Origin of the sequence: Mesorhizobium sp. M2A.F.Ca.ET.043.02.1.1, from assembly GCF_003952405.1 — a bacterium.
Taxonomy (GTDB): domain Bacteria; phylum Pseudomonadota; class Alphaproteobacteria; order Rhizobiales; family Rhizobiaceae; genus Mesorhizobium.
In genome coordinates this window covers 6,117,197-6,142,246 of record NZ_CP034445.1, presented here as the reverse complement: position 1 = coordinate 6,142,246, position 25,050 = coordinate 6,117,197, and the positions used below count along the sequence as shown (strand labels likewise).

Annotated in this window: 20 protein-coding genes; 5 read left to right on the top strand and 15 right to left on the bottom strand. The window is 62.9% G+C overall.

The features are described 5' to 3' along the window. Window positions 1-361 precede the first annotated feature (361 nt). From EJ068_RS29585 to EJ068_RS29555, 6 genes are all read right to left on the bottom strand, one after another. The gene (locus EJ068_RS29585; protein WP_127386190.1) at window positions 362-1,609 is read right to left on the bottom strand and encodes a sugar ABC transporter substrate-binding protein; all 1,248 of its coding nucleotides are present in this window, start codon (window positions 1,607-1,609) and stop codon (window positions 362-364) included. A gap of 74 nt (window positions 1,610-1,683) precedes the next feature. Next, the gene (locus tag EJ068_RS29580) at window positions 1,684-2,733 is read right to left on the bottom strand and encodes a LacI family DNA-binding transcriptional regulator (protein WP_127251026.1); all 1,050 of its coding nucleotides are present in this window, start codon (window positions 2,731-2,733) and stop codon (window positions 1,684-1,686) included. 539 nt (window positions 2,734-3,272) lie between these two features. After that, a complete protein-coding gene (locus EJ068_RS29570) occupies window positions 3,273-3,770 on the bottom strand; it encodes a hypothetical protein (protein WP_129554956.1) in 498 nt (165 codons plus the stop codon). A gap of 130 nt (window positions 3,771-3,900) precedes the next feature. Next, window positions 3,901-4,602: an HNH endonuclease gene (locus tag EJ068_RS29565; protein WP_129554955.1), complete on the bottom strand. Its 702-nt coding sequence runs from the start codon at window positions 4,600-4,602 to the stop codon at window positions 3,901-3,903. A gap of 135 nt (window positions 4,603-4,737) precedes the next feature. Further along, the gene (locus EJ068_RS29560) at window positions 4,738-5,943 is read right to left on the bottom strand and encodes a DUF6161 domain-containing protein (RefSeq protein ID WP_127251022.1); all 1,206 of its coding nucleotides are present in this window, start codon (window positions 5,941-5,943) and stop codon (window positions 4,738-4,740) included. Window positions 5,944-6,063: 120 nt separating this feature from the next. Continuing rightward, window positions 6,064-6,948 carry an HNH endonuclease gene (locus tag EJ068_RS29555; protein WP_127251021.1) on the bottom strand — a complete coding sequence of 295 codons (885 nt, stop codon included), beginning with the start codon at window positions 6,946-6,948 and terminating at the stop codon, window positions 6,064-6,066. 575 nt (window positions 6,949-7,523) lie between these two features. On the opposite strand from EJ068_RS29555, the gene EJ068_RS29550 reads away from it, so the two are divergent. Together EJ068_RS29550 and EJ068_RS29545 are read left to right on the top strand one after the other, a co-directional pair. Beyond that, the gene (locus EJ068_RS29550) at window positions 7,524-8,780 is read left to right on the top strand and encodes an outer membrane beta-barrel protein (protein WP_127251038.1); all 1,257 of its coding nucleotides are present in this window, start codon (window positions 7,524-7,526) and stop codon (window positions 8,778-8,780) included. Window positions 8,781-9,058: 278 nt separating this feature from the next. Then, window positions 9,059-9,511, top strand: a complete 453-nt coding sequence (locus tag EJ068_RS29545; protein WP_245463279.1) for a dihydrofolate reductase family protein — start codon at window positions 9,059-9,061, stop codon at window positions 9,509-9,511. 91 nt (window positions 9,512-9,602) lie between these two features. On the opposite strand, the gene EJ068_RS29540 is transcribed toward EJ068_RS29545, so the two are convergent. The 5 genes from EJ068_RS29540 to EJ068_RS29520 all read right to left on the bottom strand — a co-directional run bounded on the left by EJ068_RS29540 (window position 9,603) and on the right by EJ068_RS29520 (window position 15,797). Beyond that, complete coding sequence (locus tag EJ068_RS29540) at window positions 9,603-10,460, bottom strand: patatin-like phospholipase family protein (protein ID WP_127251020.1); 858 nt, start codon at window positions 10,458-10,460, stop codon at window positions 9,603-9,605. Continuing rightward, on the bottom strand, window positions 10,457-11,845 hold the full coding sequence (locus tag EJ068_RS29535) for a pitrilysin family protein (RefSeq protein ID WP_127251037.1): 1,389 nt from the start codon (window positions 11,843-11,845) through the stop codon (window positions 10,457-10,459). The genes EJ068_RS29540 and EJ068_RS29535 overlap by 4 nt, the downstream gene beginning before the upstream one ends. Before the next feature lie 8 nt (window positions 11,846-11,853). Beyond that, window positions 11,854-13,215, bottom strand: a complete 1,362-nt coding sequence (locus tag EJ068_RS29530) for a pitrilysin family protein (protein ID WP_127251019.1) — start codon at window positions 13,213-13,215, stop codon at window positions 11,854-11,856. Between the two features lie 94 nt (window positions 13,216-13,309). Next, a complete protein-coding gene (rsmD, locus tag EJ068_RS29525) occupies window positions 13,310-13,864 on the bottom strand; it encodes a 16S rRNA (guanine(966)-N(2))-methyltransferase RsmD (protein ID WP_127251018.1) in 555 nt (184 codons plus the stop codon). Then, window positions 13,845-15,797, bottom strand: a complete 1,953-nt coding sequence (locus EJ068_RS29520; protein WP_127251017.1) for a pseudouridine synthase — start codon at window positions 15,795-15,797, stop codon at window positions 13,845-13,847. Before EJ068_RS29520 ends, rsmD begins: the two co-directional genes overlap by 20 nt. A 180-nt stretch (window positions 15,798-15,977) precedes the next feature. On the opposite strand from EJ068_RS29520, the gene EJ068_RS29515 reads away from it, so the two are divergent. Beyond that, a complete protein-coding gene (locus tag EJ068_RS29515; protein ID WP_127251016.1) occupies window positions 15,978-16,439 on the top strand; it encodes a nucleoside deaminase in 462 nt (153 codons plus the stop codon). Between the two features lie 66 nt (window positions 16,440-16,505). On the opposite strand, the gene EJ068_RS29510 is transcribed toward EJ068_RS29515, so the two are convergent. The 4 genes from EJ068_RS29510 to EJ068_RS29495 form a co-directional block, all read right to left on the bottom strand. Continuing rightward, window positions 16,506-17,180, bottom strand: coding sequence for a hypothetical protein (locus EJ068_RS29510; RefSeq protein ID WP_126083161.1), 675 nt, complete (start codon window positions 17,178-17,180; stop codon window positions 16,506-16,508). A 307-nt stretch (window positions 17,181-17,487) separates the two neighbouring features. Further along, window positions 17,488-20,451, bottom strand: coding sequence for an isoleucine--tRNA ligase (gene ileS, locus EJ068_RS29505; RefSeq protein ID WP_129555045.1), 2,964 nt, complete (start codon window positions 20,449-20,451; stop codon window positions 17,488-17,490). Between the two features lie 320 nt (window positions 20,452-20,771). Then, on the bottom strand, window positions 20,772-21,569 hold the full coding sequence (locus EJ068_RS29500; RefSeq protein WP_129554954.1) for a MipA/OmpV family protein: 798 nt from the start codon (window positions 21,567-21,569) through the stop codon (window positions 20,772-20,774). A 109-nt stretch (window positions 21,570-21,678) separates the two neighbouring features. Beyond that, on the bottom strand, window positions 21,679-22,794 hold the full coding sequence (locus EJ068_RS29495) for a glycosyltransferase family 4 protein (protein WP_129554953.1): 1,116 nt from the start codon (window positions 22,792-22,794) through the stop codon (window positions 21,679-21,681). A gap of 269 nt (window positions 22,795-23,063) precedes the next feature. Here EJ068_RS29495 and EJ068_RS29490 point away from each other — a divergent pair, with 269 nt between their 5' ends. Continuing rightward, window positions 23,064-23,996, top strand: coding sequence for a hypothetical protein (locus EJ068_RS29490; protein WP_129554952.1), 933 nt, complete (start codon window positions 23,064-23,066; stop codon window positions 23,994-23,996). After that, window positions 23,986-25,044, top strand: a complete 1,059-nt coding sequence (locus EJ068_RS29485) for a glycosyltransferase (RefSeq protein ID WP_129554951.1) — start codon at window positions 23,986-23,988, stop codon at window positions 25,042-25,044. Before EJ068_RS29490 ends, EJ068_RS29485 begins: the two co-directional genes overlap by 11 nt. The last annotated feature ends 6 nt before the right edge of the window (window positions 25,045-25,050 follow it).

Sequence of the window (25,050 nt, the reverse complement as noted above, 5' to 3'; positions counted from 1 at the left end):
GCAGCACCTTCCCTTCTCCCCCTGTGGGAGAAGGTGGATCGGCGCGAAGCGCCGAGACGGATGAGGGGTGTTCCAGCGGAGTGAGACGCTGGCTTTCCCTGGAGCACCCCTCATCCGACCGAGCTTCGCTCGGCCACCTTCTCCCACAAGGGGAGAAGGTGGAGCCAGCCTGCCAGCGTCCCGAACTGCCGATCGCAGTCCGGCTGTCCATCGACATGTTTGAATGCTTTCTCAACGCTATAACCCTGCCGTTCAGCGATGCATCATCCCGGCCGCCCGGCCAGGGAGACGGGGCGGGCGGCCGGTCAGGGCCGTGGCGGCGAAGCGTTGCGCGATCCCCGTCGCCTGTAGGCCCTGGTGTCTACTTGTTCGGCGCCTGGTCGATGATCGACTGCATGGTGTCCTGCGCATTGGCGATGGCGCCGTCGACATCGTCGCCGAAGAACACCTCGTTGACCATCTGCGTCCACGGGCCGTTGGCGGAGTTGATCAAATCATTGAACACCACCGAATAGGGCGTCCTGCCCTTGGCCATCGCCTCGGCCGCCACCTGGTAGCGCGGGTCGAGATCCTTCAGCGCGTCCTTGGCGATGTCGTTGCGCACCGGCAGGCTGCCATATTTGGCGAGGATGGTCTGGCCCTCCAGCGAATAGGCGAAGTCCAAGAACTCCTTCACCACGGCTATCTTCTTGGTGCCCTTGGTGACGACGAAATTATCGCCGCCGGCGAAGGACGACCAGCCGCCATCCTTGCCCGGCAGGAAGGTGACGCCGTAGTCGATATCCGGATATTGCGTGTTGAGCGCGCCGATGGCGAAGGCGCCGGATGGCGAGATGCCGATCTTGCCGCCGGCGAAGGCGGCGAAGAAGTTGGCGCCGGTGTCGGTCTGCGCGCCTTCCGGCACCAGCCCCTTCTTGATCATCGATCGGTAGAGGTCGATCGCGCCGCGCAGCTGCGGGCTGTCGAGCGTCGCCTTCGAGCCGTCTTCCGACAGGATGTCGCCGCCCGAGGCCCAGATCAGCGGCGTGAAGGTGAAGATGTTGCAGCCGCCGCAATTGCCGGAGAAGTAGAAACCCTTGATGTCGCCGCCGAGCGCATTGACCTTCTCCGCGTCGGCCGCGATCTCGGCCCAGTTCGTCGGCCCCTTCTCCGGGTCCAGCCCCGCCTGCTTGAACAGCTTCTTGTTCCAGATCAGCACCGAGGCGTCGGCCGAGAACGGCAGGCCGTAGATGCGGTCCTTATAGGTGCCGGTCTTCACATGCGCCGGCGAGAGGCTCGCAAAATAGGGCAAGGATTTCGCCCAGTCGGTGATGTCCTCCAGCTGGCCGGCGGCGGCGAAGGACGGCGTGTAGATCAGGTCGAGCGACAGCGCGTCGGGCGCCGTGCCGCCGGCGGCGGCGGCGCCATATTTCGGGATGATCTCGGCATTGGGAATGATGTCGAGCTTGATCTGGTCCTTGTTCGCCTTGTTGAAGGCGTCGACGATGCGCGGCATGAAGTTCGAGCCGTCGGCGCGCACCCAGATGTTGGCGGTCTCGGCGGACGCCGCCTGCAGGCCGCCGCCGATGACGGCAGCGGCAAGCATCAGCTTGGCAAGCATGGTCTTCACGTTACTCCTCCTCATGGTTCTCCTCCCAGTTTGGCGACGCCGCCCGGCGGATGCGGGCGCGTGGCCTCGTTGCTTCATTCAGGCGGACCTCCGCATGACTGACGCACCACCAGCCGGCACGGCAGTTTCCTGATGCCCGGCGCGGCCGGCTGGCCGTCGACGAGCGAAAGCAGGGCAAGCCCGGCCTCGCGGCCGAGCGTCGAAAGATTCATGTCGACGGAGGTGAGCGGCGGGCGCGTCGCCTCGGCCACGATCTCCCAATTGTCGAAGCCGATGACGCCGACATCCCCGGGCACGCGGATGCCGCGTTCGCGCAGCGCGTCGATGACGCCGCGGGCGATCTGGTCGTTGCCGCAGAAGACCGCGTCCGGCCAGCCTTCCCTCCCCGCACGGCCGAACAGCTTTGCCACCGCGTCGTGCCCCCAGGCTTCCGACCAGGCGCCGAGCAGCGGCTCGCCCACGGCAAGACCGTTCTCCTTGAGGACATCGCGATAAGCCTCGGCCCGCGCGTGCACCACAGCAAAACTCGCCGGTCCGCTGACATGGGCGATGCGCCGGCGGCCGAGCCGCAGAAAATGCTCGACCGCCAGCCGCGCGCCGCCGGCATCGTCGGAGACGAGGCCGACCGCGCCGGGATCGGGTTGGGTGAAGGCGTAGACGACCGGAATGCGCAGGTGGGAGAGATCGACCGGCAGATGGCGGTCGACGCGCTTTCCGGTGGCGACGATGCCGTCGACGCGCTTGTCGAGCATGGCCTCGACCTGCAGCTGGCCGAGGCGCTGGTCGTCCTCGACATTGCACAGGAACACCGAGACGCCCTTGTCGACCAGCGCATCCGAGACCCCGGCCATCAGCGGCAGCGAGAAGCGGCCATAGGTATCGTTGGTGAGCAGGCCGACGGTGAAGCTGCGCTTACGAAGAAGGCTCTGCGCCAGGCTGTTCGGCCGGAAGCCGAGCAGCCGCGCCGTCTCGCGGATGCGCTCGCGCGTCTCCGCCGTCATCCGGCCCTGCCCGTTCAGCGCCTTGGACGCCGTCGCCACGCTGACGCCGGCCGCGGCCGCCACCTCGCGCAGTGTGACCGGCGGCTTGGCGGGAACAGGCGCTGGCTCGGGGTTGGACGACATAGGCGCGGCGGATTCCCTTAGTTGGGAAAAGGTTTTCTCTTACCGCCCTGCGCGGTGATGACGGGTGAGGTCAGCGGGCGCGGAGCGGGTTGGGAAAAGGTTTTCTCAGGAGCGGAGAGTAGGGGAAGGTGGGGAGGTTGGCAAGGGCCTATGGCAACTGGTTGTCCATCGATGGCAGCCGTTCCGTTAGAAGCGGAGGGCTGTGCTTCGCTTGGCTAAAGGACGCGATTTGCCCCCCTGCAACTGGCACTAAAGCAGCGGAACTGCGGAGCACCTTTTGATAAAATTAAGGGAAGCCTCGTTTTCAACCGACAGTATCCTAAGGTGAATAGGAGCACGTAGTAGGTGAACTTCGCTGGCGCGATAGACTGCCGAAACATCTCCCGGTTTTTGGACGATGCACAGAATGTCAATATCGGACGGCAGCTGCGCTCCCCTGGCGACGGAACCAAATACGTACCAATCAGAGCAGATGCCCGCCACGCGGCACGCGAAAATCATTTCGAAGACGCCGGCCGCTTGAAGGAGGGAGCGTGACTTCAAAACTTCCCCTTGCCCAGATAGGCAAGCATATCTTTAATTCCGAACACTTTAATCCCAAGCGCCTCTCCGACTTGGCGCGCATCAATAAGAATTGACCCATTGGGATTTGTTTTCAAAAGAAGATCGAAGGGGCCTAGATCATCCCACGCCATCCTTACGTCATCCCCGCAAAGATCATACTGATACAACATCGCTACGCGAAATGTTCTACCATTTTCATGCTCCACCAAGAGTACGTGATCGAGCAGAAAACTGACATCCTTCACTCTCGAGTGCTGCGACAATGCCCTGCGATTGAACGATATCTCCGGGTTTTCAGTGGTTTCAGGGTACTCGTTCCCGAGGGCTCGCAGCAGGACACCCCATTGCCCCCAAGCCTTCCCGTGCGCTTCGCACAGCGCAATTGCCTCGCCAGTCCATTTCCCGATTTTTAGGAAATTGACTATGACAGCTACTGGAAGATCTAGCAGCGGTTGGATGTGCTCCTCTTTCACTAGCTTTTCTCTCAGAATTGCCGCTTGAAAAGGCGGGCGTTGCTTTCGAGAAACCTCTATTCGGATTTCCAGCTTGCATCGCTAACTCCGTCGCTCCTGAGTAATAGGTTTCTTATAAAATCGTTACTCATCATCTATTTTCCGATGTTCTGCATCTCTGTCGGGAAGCGTGAGTTTGGAAGGTCCTGCCCTCGAGGTGCCTCATTACAAGACCTTGAACATGGTACCGAAACTTCTCCAACGTTACCAACTCACCCTCGTTGAGCAGGTTTGAGTTAACATCAGACACCATCAGAATCTTCAGGCTGTTAGGTATGATGGTTCGTTTGACGCGCTCTCTCCAAGCTGCGGCTTCTGATGCCTCGGGGTTAAAACGATAGTTATTGTCAGGCCCCACCTCTTGGTGGACCACGGCATTCTCCGACAGAAGTGCGAGAATGGCTTTGCGCAACTCCTCTCTTGAAGAAAGCGTTGCAACACCAAACGCACGCTCTCGCTTCAACGCATGCTCCCGCTTCCACGTCGTCATCAGCTCAGCAGGATGCTCGTCGGGAGTCTTGTCGATTAGGGTATGGCAATTGGCACAAAGAAGTATGATGTTCTCGTAAGAGCCTCTTTCTTCCTCGCTCAACTCTTCTTTGGTGCGAGGCCCACCATCGGTTGCCGCGAATATGTGGGCCATTTCCGACGATATGTGGATATTTTTCAAATCCTTCGGGAAAGAGAGGGGTATTGCACGCTGGGTTCTGGCAAAACCCGGCTGAATCGGTAAAGAGTTTGAGTTTTGTTGCCGGATTTGGATTGGCTTTTCCCCTAGAGCAAGCCACGTCAAGTCTCCTCAGATTGTTAAATTTTCGCAGGCCGGTGGTTATGCGGTACTCTCAAACTTAGGTCAGCGCAGCTTCTCTCTCCCAATTCCCCCCGAGACGAATGAGCTGGGTGAGCTGAAGACTGCTCTTAAAGGCTGCTACTTCTTCGTCAGCTCCATTAGATCGGCCAGATTGGGTGGAGCAATTTCAGAATGAGTGCTGCCATCTACCGGCCGAAAAAGCGCATTGAAAACGATCGCCAACTCAGCTGGTGTGGCAGCTTGGTCCACAGTGAGCGCGCTGTACGTCGTGGCTATAGTTCCTCGGAGTCGCGCATCTGCACCCAGCGCTAGGTTTTGCACTATAACTCGGCTGACATGCCTCAATAACCATGCGAAGGCCAACGTTGGGAGCGTGATGAACGCCAGAGGTACAAGGGCAAGCAGACCAGGGTCCTGCACATTTCCGACGATGCGTTGGTGAGCGTCTGCCACCAGATCGACACCGTAGTGTGTAAGCCAATATATCCCGCTTCCTAAGCCGAGCAGAAACAGTGCACCGAACCCGAACGCTATCGCAACGTGACCGTTTGCTTTCTTAGACCAATATGTAGTCGGCGCCTCCAAAACGAGGCGCTTTCGTACCTTGTCTTCGAGTTCCAATATCCGTGTGCTGGAGTCGGCTAAAGCCTGGGTCAATTGCGCCTGTGTGAATTTGGCGGCGTCGGCTGCGCTTTGACGGAACCTATCGATTTCGGCTTGGGTATCGCTTTGAGTTTTCCCGCTCCAAGTTTCGAACGCGTGCTTCATCTCCTCCGTTTCGTCTCGATGAGCGAGCGCGTCCGACACAACGGCAGTTAACTGATCCGCCTCAGGCTTTATCAGACTGGAGGGAACCAATTCCAAAATGGCGGCCAATCCTGATAGCCAGACAGCCCAGGGGAACGGCTGGCGACCGCTCTGATCAGGCCACGCATTGTGCGGACCAAGAGTTGCCGCAATAGCCGCCACAGCGCCGGGGTAAAGCTTAGGCTTCTCAGCTCGCAGCTTGGAAAGGAAGCGCCCATACAAACCCTCACTTAGGAGAGCGCCCCGGTCCTCAAGAATCTTGAGCGCATCTTCGGGATGTGGGCCGGTGCTCATGGCCTCGTTAAAGATTGCGGTTGTTAGAGGGTCTAGAAAGGCGAGTCCTTGCGAGCCACCTGGAAGCGGGAAGTCTCGGGGCTGATTATATTCCTGCCAGTGTTTGATCTCAGACGTTAAGAAAGCACGCAGTTCATCCTGGGTGCGAAAGATCTTACTCCATCGCTGACGCGGAACACTGAACCTAACCGGGTATCCCCCATCTTTGGATTTTATTGGCATTTGCTACCCCTGCGCCGTTAGCGACCATGATGCTAACTGCCACCCTATTTTTGGATGATCTTCACGCAAAGTAGTTTCCCCTTCAAGCGAGCCGGCGGGGCACTGCTAACGAAAGCCGCCTCACTGCTTGAAACAATGCTCCCGATGCCATTGCAGGAACCGAGGATGCGGTCGTTCCGACAATCGGCTCGGCAGAAGCGCGCGGCGCGTCTTGTTGATGAACCCCTGCACGCTGTCGACGTCGTTGACCTGGCGCGAGATCAGGATCTCCAGATCGTCGGATAGGCTGATCAATCCGCGATCGAACATCCAATGCGCTGTGCCGGACAACGCAATGCCGTTGTTGATAACATCCGGGCCATTCCTTTCGACCGGTCGAATATGGGCGGCTGACACCTCGGCTCGGCCGCCGCCGTTGATCAGCTTCAGCCCCGTAATCGCGCAGCGCTCGTCATAGGCGCGCAGGACGATGCGGCGGAAAATTCGATCCCGCACGATTCGCGATCCGATGTAGTTCGCCCGGTCACGGCTCTGCTCAAACTGAAACGGCGCCTGCTCTTCCTGAAAGCCGGTTTCTTCGACGCGCGGCACCACCTCGCTCGCATCGAAAGCCAGATCGATGATGCGGTTGAAATCGGCAGGACTAAGCGCGCGGACGGCGGATTGCGCACGGCCGGATATTCTGCCCTCGTTATTGAGCAGACCGCGTTCGACCAGACCATCGGCCCCACTGAATGGAACAGGATTGACGAAATCGAGGTAGGTTCCGGGTTCGATCAGAGCGAGGTACATGTCAGGCGCCGAAAGATCGGGAATAACCTGCTGGACCTTTGCCATCGCGAAATAACCGCGCGTCTCGGTCACCTTGCTGGGTTCGTAATAGATGATCCAATCGCCGACGCAGGCTTCGACGCGGCGCAGATACTGGCGAGGGAATTGGTACTGCTCAGCGGGGCTGTCATCGTAGATCGAATCTGTGCGGTGAATGAAAACCCCAAATGCCATGGTCTTCTATTTGCTCGGAGTACGTCCGCGCCGATACAGCCTGATGTCGGGTGTTTAGTCTAGGTAGGAGAAAGCTTTTCCTCTGCCGCGACGGATAACTGCCTGTTCCACCCCGCCCCGCTTTCTGCTTGATATCGCCTCCGCCAATGGAGCACCGCCACCGACCCCCTGCGCGCCCTTGCGCCAACGCTTCCTCGCCCGCAGCGCCGATCAGCTCGCCGGGCTGGAGGCAATCGCGCATCACCCCCTCTCGCCGAGCAGGGCAAGCATGCGCGGCGTTCGAGATGACGATGTCGAGGTCCTCGCCCATCGAGTCCCGTGGCGGATCCGACCAGCTCACGGCCCCACAACCAAACTGACCTTTTTTGGGTGGATTTTTTCGGAAGCCGCGAGTCCTGCGGAAAGCTGCCCAGGAATTGGGCAGTTCGATCCTCGGGTGTTGCATTTTTGCTACTACGAATCTCGACAACCCCTGCTAGAAACGCGGCGGTTTTAAATTGGGGCTATGGGCTATGCTTCTTCTTCGTGTTTCCGCGAAATCCGTTCTGCTGGGCGCTGTTTCGGCCGTTGCCTTGATGTCGGCCGCGCATGCCGCCGACGTTGTCCAGGAGCAGGCGGCTCCCGGCTTCAACTGGAGCGGCGTCTATGTCGGTTTCGGCGTCGGCGCCGGCGCCAATGTGCACAAGCTCAGCAGCGATTTCCTCCCGGGATCCTCGCTCAACGGCATCGGCGGCGAAGGCATCTACGGCCAGGCGACCGTCGGCTACGACTATATGGTCTCGCAGCGCTTCCTGCTCGGCGGCCTGATCGACGCCCATGTCGGCACGATCAAGACGTCGCTTGATGTGGGCGCCCTGGGTGGCCTCAGCGCCGACCTCAAGGAAACCTACGGCTTCGACGTCGGCGTGCGCGCTGGCTACCTGCTGACGCCGAGCACGCTGGGCTATGTGCTGGGCGGCTATGCCTGGCAGAAGTACAAGCTCGACACCAATGCCGGCTTCGGTATGGATTGGGACCAGGGCGGCTACTTCGTCGGCGCCGGTGTCGAAACCGCGATCAACAGCAACTGGACGCTGAAGGGCGAGTATCGCTACACCCGCTTTGGCACCAAGGACAATCTGCTTTCCCAGTTTGGGCTGCCGGATGGCGCGCTCAATCTCGACACCTCGCGCCACACCTTCGAAGTGGCCGCCAGCTACCGCTTCAACGCCAATGACGGCGGCGCGGCCAGCTTCGAGACGCCTTCCTACAACTGGACCGGCTTCTATGTCGGCGGCGGACTCGGCGCCGGCGCGGTGGTGCATCAGATCGAAGTTCCGCCGGCTGATGTGAAGGTCAACGGCCTGGGCGGCGAAGGCGTGTTCGGCGAGGCCAGCCTCGGCTACGATCAGGACATGGGCAGCTGGGTGGTTGGCGGACTCGTGGACGCGCGCCTCTCAGGCATCAAGTCGAAGCTCGAGCTGGGCGGGCTTCTGGGTGGCGGTGTCGATTCGATCAGTCTCAACACCGATTATGGTTTCGACGTGCTCGGCCGCATCGGCATGAAGGTCAACGAAGCGACGCTGGCCTACGCGCTCGCCGGCTACAGCTGGCAGCACTTCAAGCTCGATGCTCCGGCACCGCTCGACGTCGATTGGGGCTCCAGCGGCTTCTCGGTCGGCGCGGGCCTGGAAACGGCCGTGTCGGACAAGATGACTGTCGGCATCGAATACCGCTACTCGCAGTTCGCCAAGGAAGATTTTTCGGACGAATTCCCGATCCTGAGCGGGCTTGTGACCTCGACGCCGTCCTTCCACACCGTGCGCATCGACGCCAAGTACAAGTTCAACTAAGCAAAGGCCTCCAGCCAGAGCAGGAAGCCCGCCGAATGGCGGGCTTTTTTTGCCTCGATCATCCTGTGCAGGTTTGAGGCCTGCAAGACGATCGGGGTAGCTGAGCCCAGAGTGTCCGCGGGCATATCTCCATTGCCATACTATTCGACATTCGAATTAATGTGGCATTTTGATCGAATGCGAAGGACGCCATGCGCAAATTGATCGTCACCGAATTCATTACCGTCGACGGCATCGCCGAACACGAGCGGTTGCCCAACGTCGTCTAGAACAACGCGATGAACAAGTTCAAGGAGGATGAGCTTGCCGATAGCGGCGCCATGCTTTTCGGACGCGTCACCTACGAGATCTTCGCCGGCCATTGGCCCTTGGAGACAGGCGACTTCGCCGACCGCTTCAACGCGCTGCCGAAATATGTCGCCTCGGCCAGCCTCAAGACGGTCGATTGGAAACCGGCCGAGCTCCTCGAACGCCCCCTGCCCGAGGCCGTCGCCCGGCTGAAACGGCAGTCCGGCGGCAACATCTATGTGCATGGCAGCCTGAGCATCGCCCGGCAGCTTCTCGGCGCCGGCCTGATCGACCGCGTGCGGCTGCTCGTCTATCCGAGGGCTGCCGGCCAGGGCAAGCAACTGTTTCCGGCCGATGGACCGGTCGAACTCGACCTGGTCTCGGCCGCGCCGCTCGACAATGGGGTGGTGGCGATGGAATACGCAACGGCCGCGAAAGATTAAGCGGCTGTTTTCCAGCAGCATTGAGGCAGGGGCGGTCCGCCCCCACTTAGCTCCCGCAAGGCTGTTGTATAGGCCGTCGGGCCTGGTGCACCTAGACAACCTTCTTCTTCCCGCGCTTGCCGCCATGCCTGGCCACCGCCTTCTCGACGGCGCGCTTCACTTCGTCCTTGATCTCCGCCGTCTCGGCCATCAGCGCCTCGATCTTCAGGAAATCGAGCACGCGGTACTTCGAGACTTTCGGGCGGACCAGGATGTCGGGCCTCGACTGCTGCAGCTTGTTGGCGATGATCGACTGCATCATCAATTGCGAGGCGCCGTACATCAGGTCCACCGTGGTCGGGTGCTTGCGCTCGGCATCGCTCGGCGCTCCAACAACGTCGATCGCGATGATGATGTCGGCATCCTTTTCGAGGAGATCGAAAGGGACGGGATTGTAGATGCCGCCGTCGATCAGCAGGCAGCCATTGCGAACCACCGGACGGAACACCGCCGGGATGGCTGCCGAAGCGGCAAGCGCGGAATGCAATTCACCCTCGGCGAGCACCGCCAGCTTGTGGCCGAAATAATCGGTCGCCGTCACCTTGAGCGGGATCTTCAGCGCGTCGAACGTCCGCGGGATCGGCTCAGGCAGGAAGGCCTTCAAGATGCGCTCGATGTTGAACTGGCCGACGCGGATGCCGCCCTGCATGGCCTCCGCGATCGTGCCCGGCCGCGAGCGCCACATGCGCGCCGCCACTTCGGCGCGGCTGCCGAGGATCGATCGGGCATAGCCGTGGATCTCGGCGCCCGTCATGCCCGACGCCATGCCGGCTCCCATGATGGAGCCGATCGACGAGCCGGCGATCGCCACCGGCTTGATGCCCAGCTCGTCGAGGGCCTCGATGATGTGGATATGCGCGAGACCGCGCGCGCCGCCGCCGCCGAAAGCCACCCCGAAGGTCGGGCTCATCCCTTGCCGCCCCCCGCCACCTGCACCAGCGGCGGGCCGATGACCATCACGGCGGGATCGGCCGACAGAAGCTTCTTCGCCGCCGCCTTGACTTCGGCCAGCGTCACCGCGTTGATGAGCGCGGCGCGGCGCTTCATATAGTCGATGCCGAGATTGTCGACCTGCAGCTCGACCAGCGTCGCGGCGATGGAGGCGGAGGAATCCAGATTGTTGATGGCGTAAGCGCCGATCATGTATTTCTTGATCGCGAGCTCTTCCTCGGTGGGACCGTTCTCGGCCATATCCTTCACCACCTGGCGCACGATCGAAAGCGTTTCGGCGGCGCGGTCGGAGCGCGTCGCTGTCGTCACCAGCAGCGCGTGGGAGTGCTCGTTGTCGACCAGATCGGAACTGACGCCATAGGCAAGGCCGCGCTTCTCGCGCACCTCCGAAAAGAGCCGGGAGGTGAAGGTCGAGCCGCCCAGGATCTCGTTCATCAGGACGGTGGCAAAGAAATTGGGATCGCTGCGTTTCACGCCCGGCCAGGCGAGCTGGAGCGAGGTCTGCGGCAAGTCGTAGTTCACCGCCAGTTGCTGCCCCAGCTTTGGCGTGACATCCGACACCGGAGCCAGCGTCTGCCTTTCAGGCAGATCGCCGAAGACGTCGTCCAGTTTCTTGCCCAGTGTCGCGGCGTCGATATCGCCGACCACCGCCACATGCAGGCCGCCGCGGGCGAAATTGGCTTTGTGGAAGGCCCTGATGTCATCCGCGGTGATGCTAGTCAGGCTGCCCTTCGTCCCCTGGTCGGAACGCGAATAGGGATGCTCGCCGTAAATGGCGCGCAGCCAGCGCTGCTGCGCCACCGTGTTCGGATCGCGCTCATTAGCCAGGATGCCGGAGAGCACCTGGGCGCGGATACGGTCGATCGGCGCCTGGTCGAAACGCGGGCTGTTCACCGCCAGCTTCAGCAGGCCAAAAGCCTCATCCTTCTGGTCGGAGAGCATGCGCATCGAGCCGTAGGTGCCGTCGCGCGCGGCCTGAAAACTCATCTCGGCGCCGGCATCGTCGAGCTTCTGCTGGAAGGCGTCGCTGTCGAGGCCGCCGGCGCCTTCGTCGAACAGGCCGGTCATCAGATTGACCAGCCCCTCCTTGCCGGCCGGATCCTGCGCGCTGCCGCCATCGAAGACGAAGCGGATGGCGATCAGCGGGATAGAATGGTCCTCCACCAGCCAGGCCGTGATGCCCTTCTTCGACTTCACCTCCTGGATGTTCATCTCCGCGCGGGCCGCAAGCGCCGGCAAAAGCAGGAAGAACAGGGCAAAGCAAAGCGTGGCGACAACGCGATAGATGTGCCCACCTTCTTCCCTTGCGGGAGAAGGAAGGGTGCTCGTGTGGCTAGGAGCCATGCTCATCATCAATTCCCCGCCTGTTGCTGCGGCAAGAGATAGCCGGTGGTCGAATGCTCGAGCACCAGGTAGCGGGCAGCGACCGCCTTGACCTCGTCGGCGGTGACCTTGCGGATACGGCCCGGCCATTCCTGAACGTCCTTGACGTTGCCGCCGGTGGCAAGCGTCGAGCCATACATGTTGGCCATGTCGTCCTGCTTGTCGCGGGCAAAGATCATGGAGCGCACATAGCGGGTCTTGGCCCGCTCCAGCTCATCATCGCTCACGCCGTCCTTGACAATGCGGGCGATCTCGGCGTCGACCGCCGCCTCGACATCGGCAAGCTTGGCGTCGCCGCGCGGCGCGCCATAGACGGTGAAGTTGGTGTCGTCGAGCATCGTGCCCTGGAAATAGGCCGCCGCGTCGGAGGCGATCCCCTGCTTTACGACGAGTTCCTGATACAGCCGGCTGCGGTTGCCGCCGCCGAGGATCTCGGCCAGCAGGTCCAGCGCCTCCGCCTCGCCGGGCTTGGCCGTATGATAGGATGGCACCACCCATTGCGTCGAAAAGCTCGGCACCGAGACGCGCGCGTCGGTCAGCGTCACCGTGCGTCTGGTGTTCTGCTCCGGCTCGACCGGGCGGATGCGCGGCCGCAGATCCGGACCGCGCGCGACCTTGCCATAGGTGCGCTCGGCCATCGCCTTGACGGCATCCGGCTCGACGTCGCCCGCTACGATCAACACCGCGTTGTTGGGCCGGTAGTAGTTGTCGTAGAAGGCTTTCGCGTCCGGACGGTTCAGTTGCTCCATTTCCTGCATCCAGCCGATGACTGGAATGCGGTAGGGCTGGTTCTGCCAGAGCGTCGCATCGACCTCCTCGTCCAGAACCGCCTGCGGATTGCTGTCGATGCGCGAGCGGCGCTCCTCCAGGATCACGTCGCGCTCGGTCTTGATGACGTCGTCGGTCAGGATCAGGTTGCGCATGCGATCGGCCTCGAAGCCCATCATCTGTTCCAGCGCCGAGGGCGGCACCGTCTCGTGGAAGGCGGTGTAGTCGTAGGAGGTGAAGGCGTTGTTGGAGCCGCCGATCTCGGACACGGCGCGGTCGAATTCGCCGGCGGCGTGATGGGTCGTGGCCTTGAACATCAGATGCTCGAAGAAATGCGCGATGCCGGATTTGCCAGCGGGCTCGTCGGCGCTGCCGATCTTGTACCAGACCATGTGGGTGACGATCGGCGCGCGATGGTCCGGGATGACGACCACCTCCATGCCGTTGTCGAGGAGGAAATCCTTCACGTCACCATCGTCGGCCGCACGGGCCGGAGCCGACGCCACTATTGCCAGCGTGCCGACAAGGAGCGCCGTGCGCAGCGCAATCCGCGTAGGTGTCATCAAGTTCTCCGGTCCCGGTTGCGCGACGATAGGCAAGGTTCGCTGGCGAGGCAAAGTGATTTGTTCGGCATTTTCGAGGCGCGGCTAGCACAAGCTAGCCGGCCTCGATGAAGCGGATAACCGTTTCGCCGTAATTGCGCTCGTCCATCACCGAAAAACCGGCGCCAGGATCGAAGGCCGCCGATGCCGCCTCCTCGACGACGCAGAGCGCGCCGGGCAGAAGCCAGCCGCCGTCCTTGGCCGAGCGTAGCGCGCGTTCGCCTAGACCTTTGCCATAGGGCGGATCGGCGAAGATCAGGCCAAAGGGCGAGATCGTGCCGGCTTCGCCGAGATGCGTGGCGTCGCGGCGGAAGATTTTTGTGCGGCCGGTGAGCCCGTAGGCTTCGACATTCTCGCGGATCAGGCCGCGCCCCTCGGTCGATTCCTCGATGAAGACGCAGTAGGAGGCCCCGCGCGACAAAGCCTCCAGCCCGAGCGCGCCCGTGCCGGCGAAGAGGTCGAGCACACGGCCGCCCTCGAGCTTGTCGGCGTAGCGATGCGCCAGGACGTTGAACACCGCCTCGCGGGTGCGGTCGGTGGTGGGGCGAATGGCATTGCTTTTCGGCGTCGCCAGCGGACGCCCGCGGAACTCACCGCCGACGATCCGCATCGCCGCCCCTCTTCGGACCACGCGGCCTGTTGCCGCCATCGCCTTCGGGGCGCTCGCCACGGGGCTTGCCGAACGGCTTCGCGCCCGGCTTGCCCTTGCCGCCCGGTTTGAACGGCGCCTTGCGCGCCTTCGCCTCGGCGGCCCTGGCGGCGTCGGCTTCCGCCCTGCCCTTGCCGATCGGCCGGGCGCCCGGCGCCATCCAGACATTGGCCTTGCGCTGGCCCGGCGGCTCGATCGGCCGCTGCTCGCGCTCGGATTTCTTGCCGCGCGGTTTGTCGCCAAAGCCGCCGCGCGGCTTGTCGCCGAAGCCGCCGCGATCGGACTTCGCACCGCGCTCGCCAAATGCCCTGTCCGGTTTGGTCGAGAGCTTGCTCAGCGCCTCGTCGCGGCTGTCCTCACGGCGCTTGCGCGCCTTGATCAGCCCGCCCTCGCCGATCGGCCGGCGGTCGCCGTCGCGCGTGAATTTCGGCCGGTCGGCTTCCTCGCGGCGCGGACCGCCGCCGCGCACCGGCTTGTTGGAGAAAGGCTTTTGGATCTCGGCGTCGAAATTGGCGCCGGCTTCCTCGATCAGCCGCTCGCCGAGCTGCTCGCGCAGCACCCGGCCCTTGATCTCCAGCACATGGCCCTCGGGCAGGTCTTCCAGCTGGAAGGGACCATAGGAGATGCGGATCAGCCGCGTCACATCGAGGCCAAGCGCGCCGAGAATGTTCTTCACCTCGCGGTTCTTGCCTTCGCGCAGGCCGAGCGTCAGCCATGCGTTGGTGCCCTGCTCGCGGTCAAGCGAGGCCTCGATCGAACCGTAGAAGACGCCGTCGACGGCGATGCCCTCACGCAAGCCGGCGAGCGCGCTCTCCTCGACCTTGCCATGGACGCGCGCGCGGTAGCGCCGCAGCCAGCCGGTGGCCGGCAGCTCGAGCACGCGCGACAGCCCGCCGTCATTGGTAAGCAGCAGCAGGCCTTCGGTGTTGATGTCGAGGCGGCCGATCGTCATCAATCGCGGCAGGTCGGACGGCAGCACGTCGAAGACGGTCTTGCGGCCTTCCGGATCGCGGTTGGTGGTGACGACACCCGCCGGCTTGTGGAACAGGAACAGGCGCGTGCGCTCGATCGGTGGTATCTCGGTGCCGTCGAGATGAATGACGTCGGTGGCGCTGACGTTAAAGGCCGGCGAGTCCAACACCTTGCCGTTGACCTTGACGCGGCCGGCCGCGATCAATTCCTCGGCGTCGCGGCGTGAGGCGATGCCGGCACGCGCCAGCCGCTTGGCGATGCGCTCGCCGGCCTCCGGCGCGGCTTCCGAAGGACGCGGGCGCGGCTTGAAGCCGCCCTCGGGCTTTCCCGCGCCGCGCGGACGATCGCTGAAATCGCGCTTCGGCCGGTCGGCAAAGTCGCGTGCCGGGCGATCGCCGAAGTCGCGCTTGGGACGGTCGAAACGGCGTTCGCCACGCTCGCCTTCAGCGGCCACCGGGCGGTCACCGCGTGGCACAAAGGGCTTGCGGCCTTCGCGCTTCTCGAAGGGCTTGCCGTCGCGCGGCGGGCCTTTGCGGAACGGCCGGTCGCCGCGCTCCGCGCCTTCACCCATTTCACGCGGCTTGTAGCCGCGCTTGAAATCGCGGGCCGGGCGCTCGCCTTCGGCCATCGGCCGGTCACCGCGTGGCGCAAAGGGCTTGCGGCCTTCGCGCTTCTCGAAGGGCTTTCCGTCGCGCGGCGGACCTTTGCGGAACGACCGGTCGCCACGCTCCGCGCCTGCTTCACGCGGCCCGGTCTCACGCGGCTGGTAGCGCTTGAGGTTGCGCTCGCCTTCGGCAGCGATCGGCCGCTCCCGTTTTGGGAACGGCTTCTTGGCGCCGTGGGCCGGCTTGCCGCCGCGCGGACCTGCCGGTTTCGAGCCGCCCTTGCGCGGCCCGCGTGGAGATTTCTTATCGTCGTCCATTACTTTGCTCGTCTTTGCCTGCTACAGCGCCGCACGCCCTTTCGGACGCCCAACGCAGGCAGTGTCATCTTGATTTTGCGCATCCAGCGGCGCGGCAAAAACCGATTCCGGTTTTCAGGGTCTCGCGCTAGATAACAGGATCACTCTCGGGTGGCGAGGAGTAATCGGGATGGAAACCGCTTGAAACGACCGGATTTCATGGCCTTGGCGCTTGAAGAGGCCGAAGCGGCCGCCGGCCGCGGCGAAGTGCCGGTCGGCGCGGTGGTCGTCAGCGGCAACACGGTGATCGCGAAAGCCGGCAACCGTACCCGCGAGCTTGCCGATCCGACGGCGCATGCCGAGATGCTGGCGATCCGCGAGGCCTGCCGGAAGCTCGCCAGCGAGCGTCTCACTGGCCACGACCTTTATGTGACGCTGGAGCCCTGCGCGATGTGCGCCGGCGCCATCTCCTTCGCCAGGCTGCGGCGGCTCTATTTCGGCGCCGCCGACGAGAAAGGCGGCGCGGTGGTCAACGGCACGCGCTTCTTCGCCTCGCCCATCTGCCACCACGCGCCGGACATCTATCCGGGGATCGGCGAGAGCGAAGCCGCGCTCATCCTCAAGGACTTTTTCCGCGGGAAGCGAAATGGCGGTGAATGGTGAATGGTGAAGAAACTAGCGAGTAGCGAGTAGGGATCTATTCACTATTCACTATTCACTATTCACTACTTACAGCCCCAGCCAGTCGAACCAGCCGCCCTTCTTGCCTTCCGCCTGTGCCTTGAGGCGGCGCTCCTTCTTGTACTCGTCCTCGCCGAGTTCGTTCTGCGGCGCGGCATCGGAGGGCTGGCGATAGGCAAGCGGCGGCTCGCTCAGATATTTGCGAGTGGTCGGGTCGCCCTGCTTCTGCTCGGCAAGCCGGCGCTGGATCTCGGCGGTGCGCGTAGCGCTGGAATCATCGGGCGACCAGCGTGGCGGGTGGCTGGAGGCCGAGTCAGCCATCGCCTTCTTCACCGACGCGGGATCGGTCTGGACATCCTCGACGGCTTCCGGCTGGTAATTCGGATCGTTCTGGTGGGCGGTGGCGTCGGCGCGGATGCGGGCGCGGCGCGCCTCGGGCGATTCGGGCCATTCGGTGCTCGCCGTCTCGATGCTTTCCTGCGGCGGCGGCAGGTTTTGCTTCTGCCCCGGCGCGGGTTTCACCAGGTCAGGGCGCGGCTTGTAGTCGATCGGAGTGCGGCGCTTCGGCGTGATCGAGGCCGCGCCCGAAACGTCGTCGAAGAGCTGCGCGGCTGCCGTCTTGTCGGTTCCGTAGGTCGGCGAGCTCATGCAGCCCGACAAGGCGATGGCCGATACCACAAGCGGCGCCACCAGCGCGGCGCGCGCGAACGTTCTGTCGGTCATGCCAAAAAGTCCCACTCTAACTGCCTTTCGGTCGCCACCGGCCAAGGGCACGGTCCCCTTCTTCCCCGCACTTGCGACGGAAATCCGGCGACAATTTGTCTGCCGGAGTGTCGCGTGTTTACCTCAACCACTTGTTAAGGGCAACGCACGGGCGGATATGGGCCGCCCGGCGTGGTACTTTTGCACTTATTTGACCGGCGCATGTCGTTGATCCCAAAACCGCTGCACACTTTTGGCCGACATGCACTTGTTTGAAGAGTGCATGTCGTTAGCCCAAAACCGCCGCACACTTTTGGGCGACATGCACCTAGAGACGCCCGAGCGCCTTCAGCTCGTGCAGCACGGCCGCGTCGCGGGCCGAGACATCCGGGAATTCCGGGTCCTGCCCGACATCGGCGGTGTAGCGCCAGGAGCGCGCGCATTTGGTGAGGCCGCGATCCTCGGCTTTCTCCACCACCACCGCCACGCCCTTGACGTCGTCGAGCGTGAAGGCGCCCTCCGGCGGCTTGCCATGCTTGATGACGAGGTCGCTGGTGATCGCCATCTCGGCCATGTCGACATCGGCGATGGCCGCCTCCAGCGCGGCGTCGTCCAGCGTCACCACCGGCACGGCCTCCAGCGACGAGCCGATCAGCTTCTCGGCGCGCGCGATCTCCAGCGCGCCGGTGACGACACGGCGCACCTGCCTCACCTTGCGCCATTTCTCGGCCAGCGCCTCGTTGCGCCAGTTCTGCGGGATCTCCGGGAACTGGTCGAGATGCACCGAGACGGCTTCCCGATGGCGGTCGAGCCAGGCTTCCTCGGTGGTGAAGGGCAGCATCGGAGCCAGCCATTTCACCAGGCATTCGAAGAGATGGCGGACCACCTGGACGGCCGCGCGGCGGCGCAGGCTCGACGGCCCGTCACAGTAAAGCGCGTCCTTGCGGATATCGAAATAGAAAGCCGAAAGCTCGACCACCATGAAGTCGAGCAGCGCGCGGGTGATGCGCTTGAACTCGAACGCGTCGTAGCCCTGGCGCACCACTTCGTCGAGCTCGGACAGCCGGTGCAGCATCAGCCGCTCCAGTTCCGGCATGGCCTCGACCGGCACGTCCTTGCCGTCGTCATGAGCGAGCGTGCCCAGCATCCAGCGGATGGTGTTCCTGAGCTTGCGATAGGCGTCGATATTGGTCTGCAACACGTTCTTGCCGAGTCGCTGGTCTTCCCAATAATCGGTCGTCACCACCCAGAGCCGCAGGATATCGGCGCCAGACTGCTTTATCACGTCCTGCGGCACTACCGTGTTGCCGAGCGACTTCGACATCTTGCGGCCTTCCTCATCCATGGTGAAGCCATGGGTGATGACCGCTTCGTAAGGCGCCCTGCCCCTTGTGCCGCAGCTTTCGAGCAGCGAGGAATGGAACCAGCCGCGATGCTGGTCCGAGCCCTCGAGATAGACGTCGGCCGGCCATTTCAGGTCCGGACGGTCTTCCAGCGTGAAGACATGGGTCGAGCCGGAATCGAACCAGACGTCCAGGATGTCCATCACCTGGTGCCATTTCGAGGCATCGTGATTGCCGAGGAAACGTTCCTTGGCGCCGTCGGCGAACCAGGCGTCGGCGCCCTCCTTCTCGAAAGCCTCCATGATGCGCTGGTTGACCGCCTCGTCCTTCAGCACATTGCCGTCCTCGTCGGCGAAGACGGCGATCGGCACGCCCCAGGCGCGCTGGCGCGAAAGCACCCAGTCCGGGCGCTCCTCGATCATGGCGCGGATGCGGTTCTGTCCGGCCGCCGGCACGAAGCGCGTGTCGTCGATCGCCTTCAACGCGCGGCTTCGCAGCGTCGTGCCGTCGCCGAGGTCCTTGTCCATATAGACAAACCATTGCGGCGTGTTGCGGAAGATGACCGGCTTCTTCGAGCGCCAGGAATGCGGATAGCTGTGCTTCAGCCGGCCGCGCGCGAAGAGCGCATTGCGCTTGATCAGCTCGTCGATGACCGCCTGGTTGGCGTTGCCCTTCTTGCCGTTGTCGTCGATCACACGCGCGGCACCGCCTTCGCGTCCCGGGCCGAAGCCCGGCGCGTCCTTGGTGAAGAAGCCGGCGTCGTCGACCGTGAAGGGGATCGTGGTGTCGACGCCGCGTGCCCGAAGGTCGGCGGCCGCCTCCGTCCACGCGTCGAAGTCCTCCCGGCCATGGCCGGGCGCGGTGTGGACGAAGCCGGTGCCGGCATCATCGGTGACATGCTCGCCCGCAACCATCGGCACCGGGAACTCATAGCCGCCGCCGAGGCCCTTGAACGGATGCGAAAGCGTAATCTTCCCAAGCTGTTCGGCCGAGACGCTGTGAAGCCTGTTCAACGTGACCTTGGCCTTGGCGGCGCATTCCTCGGCCAAGGCATCGGCAAAGATCAGCTTCTCGCCGGGCTGCGGGCCGAAGGCGTTCTCGGCCGCCGTCACCTCATAGAGGCCATAGGCGATGCGCGGCGAATAGCTGACGGCACGGTTGCCGGGGATGGTCCAGGGCGTGGTCGTCCAGATGACGACATGCGCCTCGACCAGATCAAGGGCTGCACCATCCAGCGCCGGCGCCGCGCCGGCGACCGGCTGGGCGAGGCTCGCGACCGGGAACTTCACCCAGATCGTGTCGCTCTCATAATCCTGGTATTCGACCTCGGCCTCGGCAAGCGCGGTGCGCTCGACCACGCTCCACATCACAGGCTTCGAGCCACGGTAGAGCTGGCCGGACATGGCAAATTTCAGCAGCTCGCCGGCGATGCGCGACTCGGCGTGGTAGGCCATGGTCGTGTAGGGGTTGTCGAAATCGCCGATGACGCCCAGGCGCTGGAACTCTGAGCCCTGGACCTTGATCCAATCGGCCGCGAAGTCGCGGCATTCCCTGCGGAACTCGTTGACCGGCACCTCGTCCTTGTTCTTGCCCTTGGCGCGATACTGCTCCTCGATCTTCCACTCGATCGGCAGGCCGTGGCAATCCCAGCCCGGCACATAGTTGGCGTCGTAGCCGCGCATCTGGAACGATCGGTTGATGACGTCCTTGAGGATCTTGTTCAGCGCATGGCCGATGTGGATGTTGCCATTGGCGTAGGGCGGACCGTCATGCAGCACGAATTTCTCGCGGCCGGCGGCCTCCTCGCGCAGCTTTCTGTAAAGGTCCATGTCCTGCCAGCGCTTCACCATGCCGGGCTCCTTCTCGGGCAGGCCGGCGCGCATCGGGAAATCCGTCTGCGGCAGATAAAGCGTCTTGGAATAGTCGATCGTTTCAGCAGTGTCGGTCATTGGGGTGTCGGTCATTGATCTGCCATCTGCGTTGCCCGGCGGCGGAAAGCCCGGGCGTTGAGGTCTTAGCTGACGCATATCGCTTTCCCAAAACGGGGCCCACTTTTGGGCGATATGCGTTGATTTTCTTGAAAAAGCGCGAGGGGCGCGCGCGAAAACTCCCGGCGGCTCCAGCGGCGCTCAGGCCGCCCGGAACACCGGGCCCGTAATTCGTATCGCGATCGCGAAAAGGCGCGAAAAGCTCATCATGGCGTGGCTTTTAGCGGATGGCGCGGCAGGAATAAAGCGCGGAATTCAAGGCATGAAGCCAGTCTCGCGGCCTACATGGTGAAATTGAAGCGGTAAGTGGTCGAGACACCGAAGGTCCATTGGTTGCGGTCGCCGCGTTCCTTGACCAGGCTGGAATCGGCGGCCGGCCCCATCAGGCGCGAATATTCGGTGAAGACGCTGGCCGTCATCGGCTCGGTCACTTTCCAGGTGATCGCGCCGCCGAGGCCGGTCGACTTCACACCGCCGCCTGGATGGTATTCGCTGAGCCCCGAGGCGGCCGCCTCGGTGGCGTTAACGCCGTAGTAGGCATCGAAATAGTTGGCGGTGGCGAAGGTCACGCGCGGGCCGCCGGAGATGCGTACACTGGGCGTGATGTCGTAGAACGCGTCGGCCGCGATGTCGGCAACGAAGCCGTTGTGGGAGCGGACGCCATGCCGCAACTCGGCGCGGGCGCGCAGCCAATCCAACGGATAGAACTCGAAGAAGCCGCCAACTTCACCGCCGAAGCGCACCGGGTCGAGACCCTGGAGTTCGTCCTTGCTGGTGCGATGGAACAGGAACTTGCCGGTCAGGCCGGCGCGCACGGAGCCGTCGTCGACCAGGGCCAGCGAGATGTTGTCGTTGCGCGAGGTGAACCGCGCCTCCGGACCGACCTTGCCGAGCGAGATGATCGGCTGGGCGCTGAACATGTATTTCTTGCCGCCCTCGAAATTCGGCGCGACCAGGCCTGTGGCGCCGAGCGTCAGGTACCAGTCGCCGGATATCCAACTGCCCTCGCCCGCCTGGGCGATAGAGGCGGCGAACAGGCCCATGGCGACGGCCAGCGGAATCGTCCCGACAATACGCATCGTCACCCCTTACGCGAAACGCGCCGGCAAGACCATCCGCCGACGCTCAAGCCATGCCGTGCGTTCGGTAAAATTTGACTTAAAATCGCAACATCGGACTGAAAGCCAACTATCCGACATGCCGGTTGCGGCGCAAGCTCTCTATCAGATCGCAGGCCGCTTCCAGTCCGCCGGTAAGTGGGTTTGACGAGCCATAGGCAAGGGCCGCCTGATGCCATTGCACGCGTACTGCCGTGTCGCCGGCTTTCCGGACCGCCTGTCGCCAGATTTCGGGATCGTCGTGATTTGCCACAACCAGTCCCGCCCCGCTGGCTTCGACATATTTTGCATATCCGCAGGCGGCCGACGCAATGACCGGCAGGCCATTTGCGAGCGCCTCGAGGATCACCGTGCCGGTATTTTCCAGGCGCGCCGGATGCAGCATGAAATCGCTCGCGACCACAACCGCCGGGATGTCCTCCTGGATGCCTAGCAGGATGACCCGGTTCGACATGCCGCACTTGGCAATCAGGCTGCGAAGCCGGATTTCCTCCTCGCTGTCTTTGCGAAGACCGGCCACCAGCCAGTGGATGTCCGGGAACGGCTGCAGGGCCTTCACCGCCCGGTCGAGACCCTTCACTTTCATTCTGTTGGCGATGCTCAAGGCAATGACGGCCTGGCGGGGAAGCCCGAACCGATCGCGGATTTCATTGCGTTCGCCGGCCAGCAACTCCGGCCGGCGGCGTTTCGGATCGAGCGTCGGTCCGACAACATGGATGCGCGATTCCTCGGTTCGCCAGAAGTCGCGGTAAAGCGCTGCCTGGTGCTCGCTGAGCGCAATGATCTGCACGGCGCTGCTGGGGGCAAAAATCATCGATTCGAGTTTTTGCTGGCGAATGAAGCGAGGCGAAAAAGGCCGCCACCAGCCCAGCTTCGAGGCAAAATAGGGCGGGTCGCCGGCATAGTAGATGTCCAGGCCAGCCATCTTGTTGAAACCGACCACGCAGTCGAAATCCCGCCTGGCCGAAAGCAGCGTCTTTCCCAGCGCAAATTCGGTGCCCGGGTTGGAAAGAACCCGTGCCGGATGGACTTTTATCGTCGCCGAACTCTCGACATGACCGACCTGCCGCGTCGTCAGGATCGTCACGCTATGGCCGCGCGCGACCAGTCGGTCACTGATATTCAGACAATCCCTCTGCAGACCCCCGTTCATAAAGAGGGCAGAGATTGCACAGCAGATTCTCATCACATGTTCCGGAGCGCCGCCCACCCCCAAGATCGACGGAGAGAGACTCCGGGTGCGCCCCAGACTTCCCCACTCAAACAAACACGCCGGGCGCTCAAATGTTGGTCGTGTTGAAAAGACGCATATGCTGTATATAGCGGCTTATCAAGAGACCTGGATGCTGTAGCGTTGGGGCTGTCCAAAAAAGAAATCAACCGGATCGCGATTATGAAGATGCCGTGGATTAATTGTGGCTGCCAAGCCGGCTTCGCCTGAAAGCTGCCATATCCGTGCCAAAGGCCCTGCGTGAATACAACTGGCGGCAGTGGCTGAGGCTCCAGCCACTGACACATGCCGTCAAGACGGCCCGCTACCGGAAGATCGACAGGAGGTTCCTGAGCCTGCCGGCCAAGGCTTGCGACATCCAGGGCACTCGCGATGCCGCGCGGGGTCGCGATGTGCTGCTCACCATCGCCTTCGGCAATGCCCAATGCCTCGATCTGCAGGTGCGGCTGATCAGGGGACTTGTCCGTCACGACCTCCACATCGTGGCCGACAACAGCGTCAGCGAAGCTGCCGCAGACGAGAACAGGCAGGTATGCGCGGCCTACGGCGCCTCCTATGTCAGGCTGCCGGCCAATCCATGGACCGTGAAAAACCCGAGCCGATCCCACGGCGCGGCGCTCAACTGGATGTGGCACAATATCCTGAAGCCGGCCGCTCCGGCCGCGTTCGGATTTCTGGATCAGGATATCTTCCCGACGCAGCCATGCGACCCCTTCGCGCCTCTTCAACATGTGGCGTTCTACGGCGACCTGCGCCGAGCGGGCGCTCGCTGGTATTTGTGGGCGGGCTATTGTTTCTTCCGCTTCGACGCCGTCGCCCGCAAGCCTCTCGATTTCGGGCTCGACTGGTTCGCCGGCCTCGATACCGGCGGGGCCAACTGGGAGGTGCTCTATCGGGATGTGGACCCGAACGCGCTGCCGCAACGGCCGATAACGGCATTCGCGGCCTTGCCCGGAGTTGAACTCAGGCAGGCCTATTTGCGAATGGCGGGGAACCTGGCTGCACGAAGTCGGCCTCGACGGCGATCTCTCGTTGAAGGCGAAAAAGCGCGAGGCCGTTTTACGCTTGCTGGAACCCACCCTTCAGGCCCTGCCCAGATCGGCGCGACAATGAGATTGGCAGTCGACACAGTGATCGAACTTTGCGATGGAACTTGAATCCAGACCGCAAGCACCCCGTACTCAAACTGGCCGATTCAATGGTCATTCGGTCACGCCCGATTATCGCAAGGACGTTCTGTTGCCGACAGTAAGTGTGATCATTCCGGTGAGAGACGGCGCGCCCTACCTCGGCAAAGCCTTGCAGAGCATTCTGGACCAGGATCTGGCTGATATCGAAGTTATCGTCGTCGACGATGGCTCCTCGGACGACAGCGCCGCGATCGCGACGTCGCTCGGCGAAGCCGACGGCCGCGTCAAGGTCGTCGCCAATCGCGGCAAAGGCATCGTCGACGCGCTCAATATGGGAATTGCGCTCGCGCGGGCCCCTCTTGTGGCACGCATGGATGGCGACGACATCTCGCTGCCCGACAGGTTGCGCCTGCAGGTGGCGTGTTTCGACGCGGATGCCGATCTGTGCCTGCTCGGCACGGCGGGATTGCAGATCGACCGGGACGGAAAACCGTTGAGGCCAATAGAGGTTCCCATCGGCAACGAGCCGTTGCGGTCTGCCCTTACCGGATACAATCCCATGCTTCATCCGACGGTGATGTTCCGGACCGAGGCCGTCCGGCGCCTGGGGGGCTACCGTCGCGCATTCACCTATGCGGAGGATTACGATCTGTGGCTGCGGCTTTCCGAGGCGGGAAAGCTGGCCAATATGGATGCGCGGCTGGTCAAATTGCGCTCGCATCCAGGACAGGTGTCGCGCGTCAAGGAGGATCAGCAAAAGGCGGCCGCGGCGCTGGCCAGGCAGTCGGCGCTGTTGCGCCGCTCCCGCGCCGAGCCGTTCGACGCAAACGGCCAACCCGCAGAGGCCATCGGAACCTTTCTGGCATGGCGCGCCGCCACGGGGACCGGCATCTCGAGCCTGGAGAGACGCGACATCGAATTGCTGCTGCGAACGACGGGCATACCGTTTGCCACGACCTGCAAGCTGCTGCTCCTCGCGGCTGTCGGCGCCCCCTCGTTCAGGACGCTCGCGCTCGGGCCTCGACTGGCCTGGCGCAGGATGATCGCGCGCCCTGCCAAGATGCGGCCGAATTGATGCGGC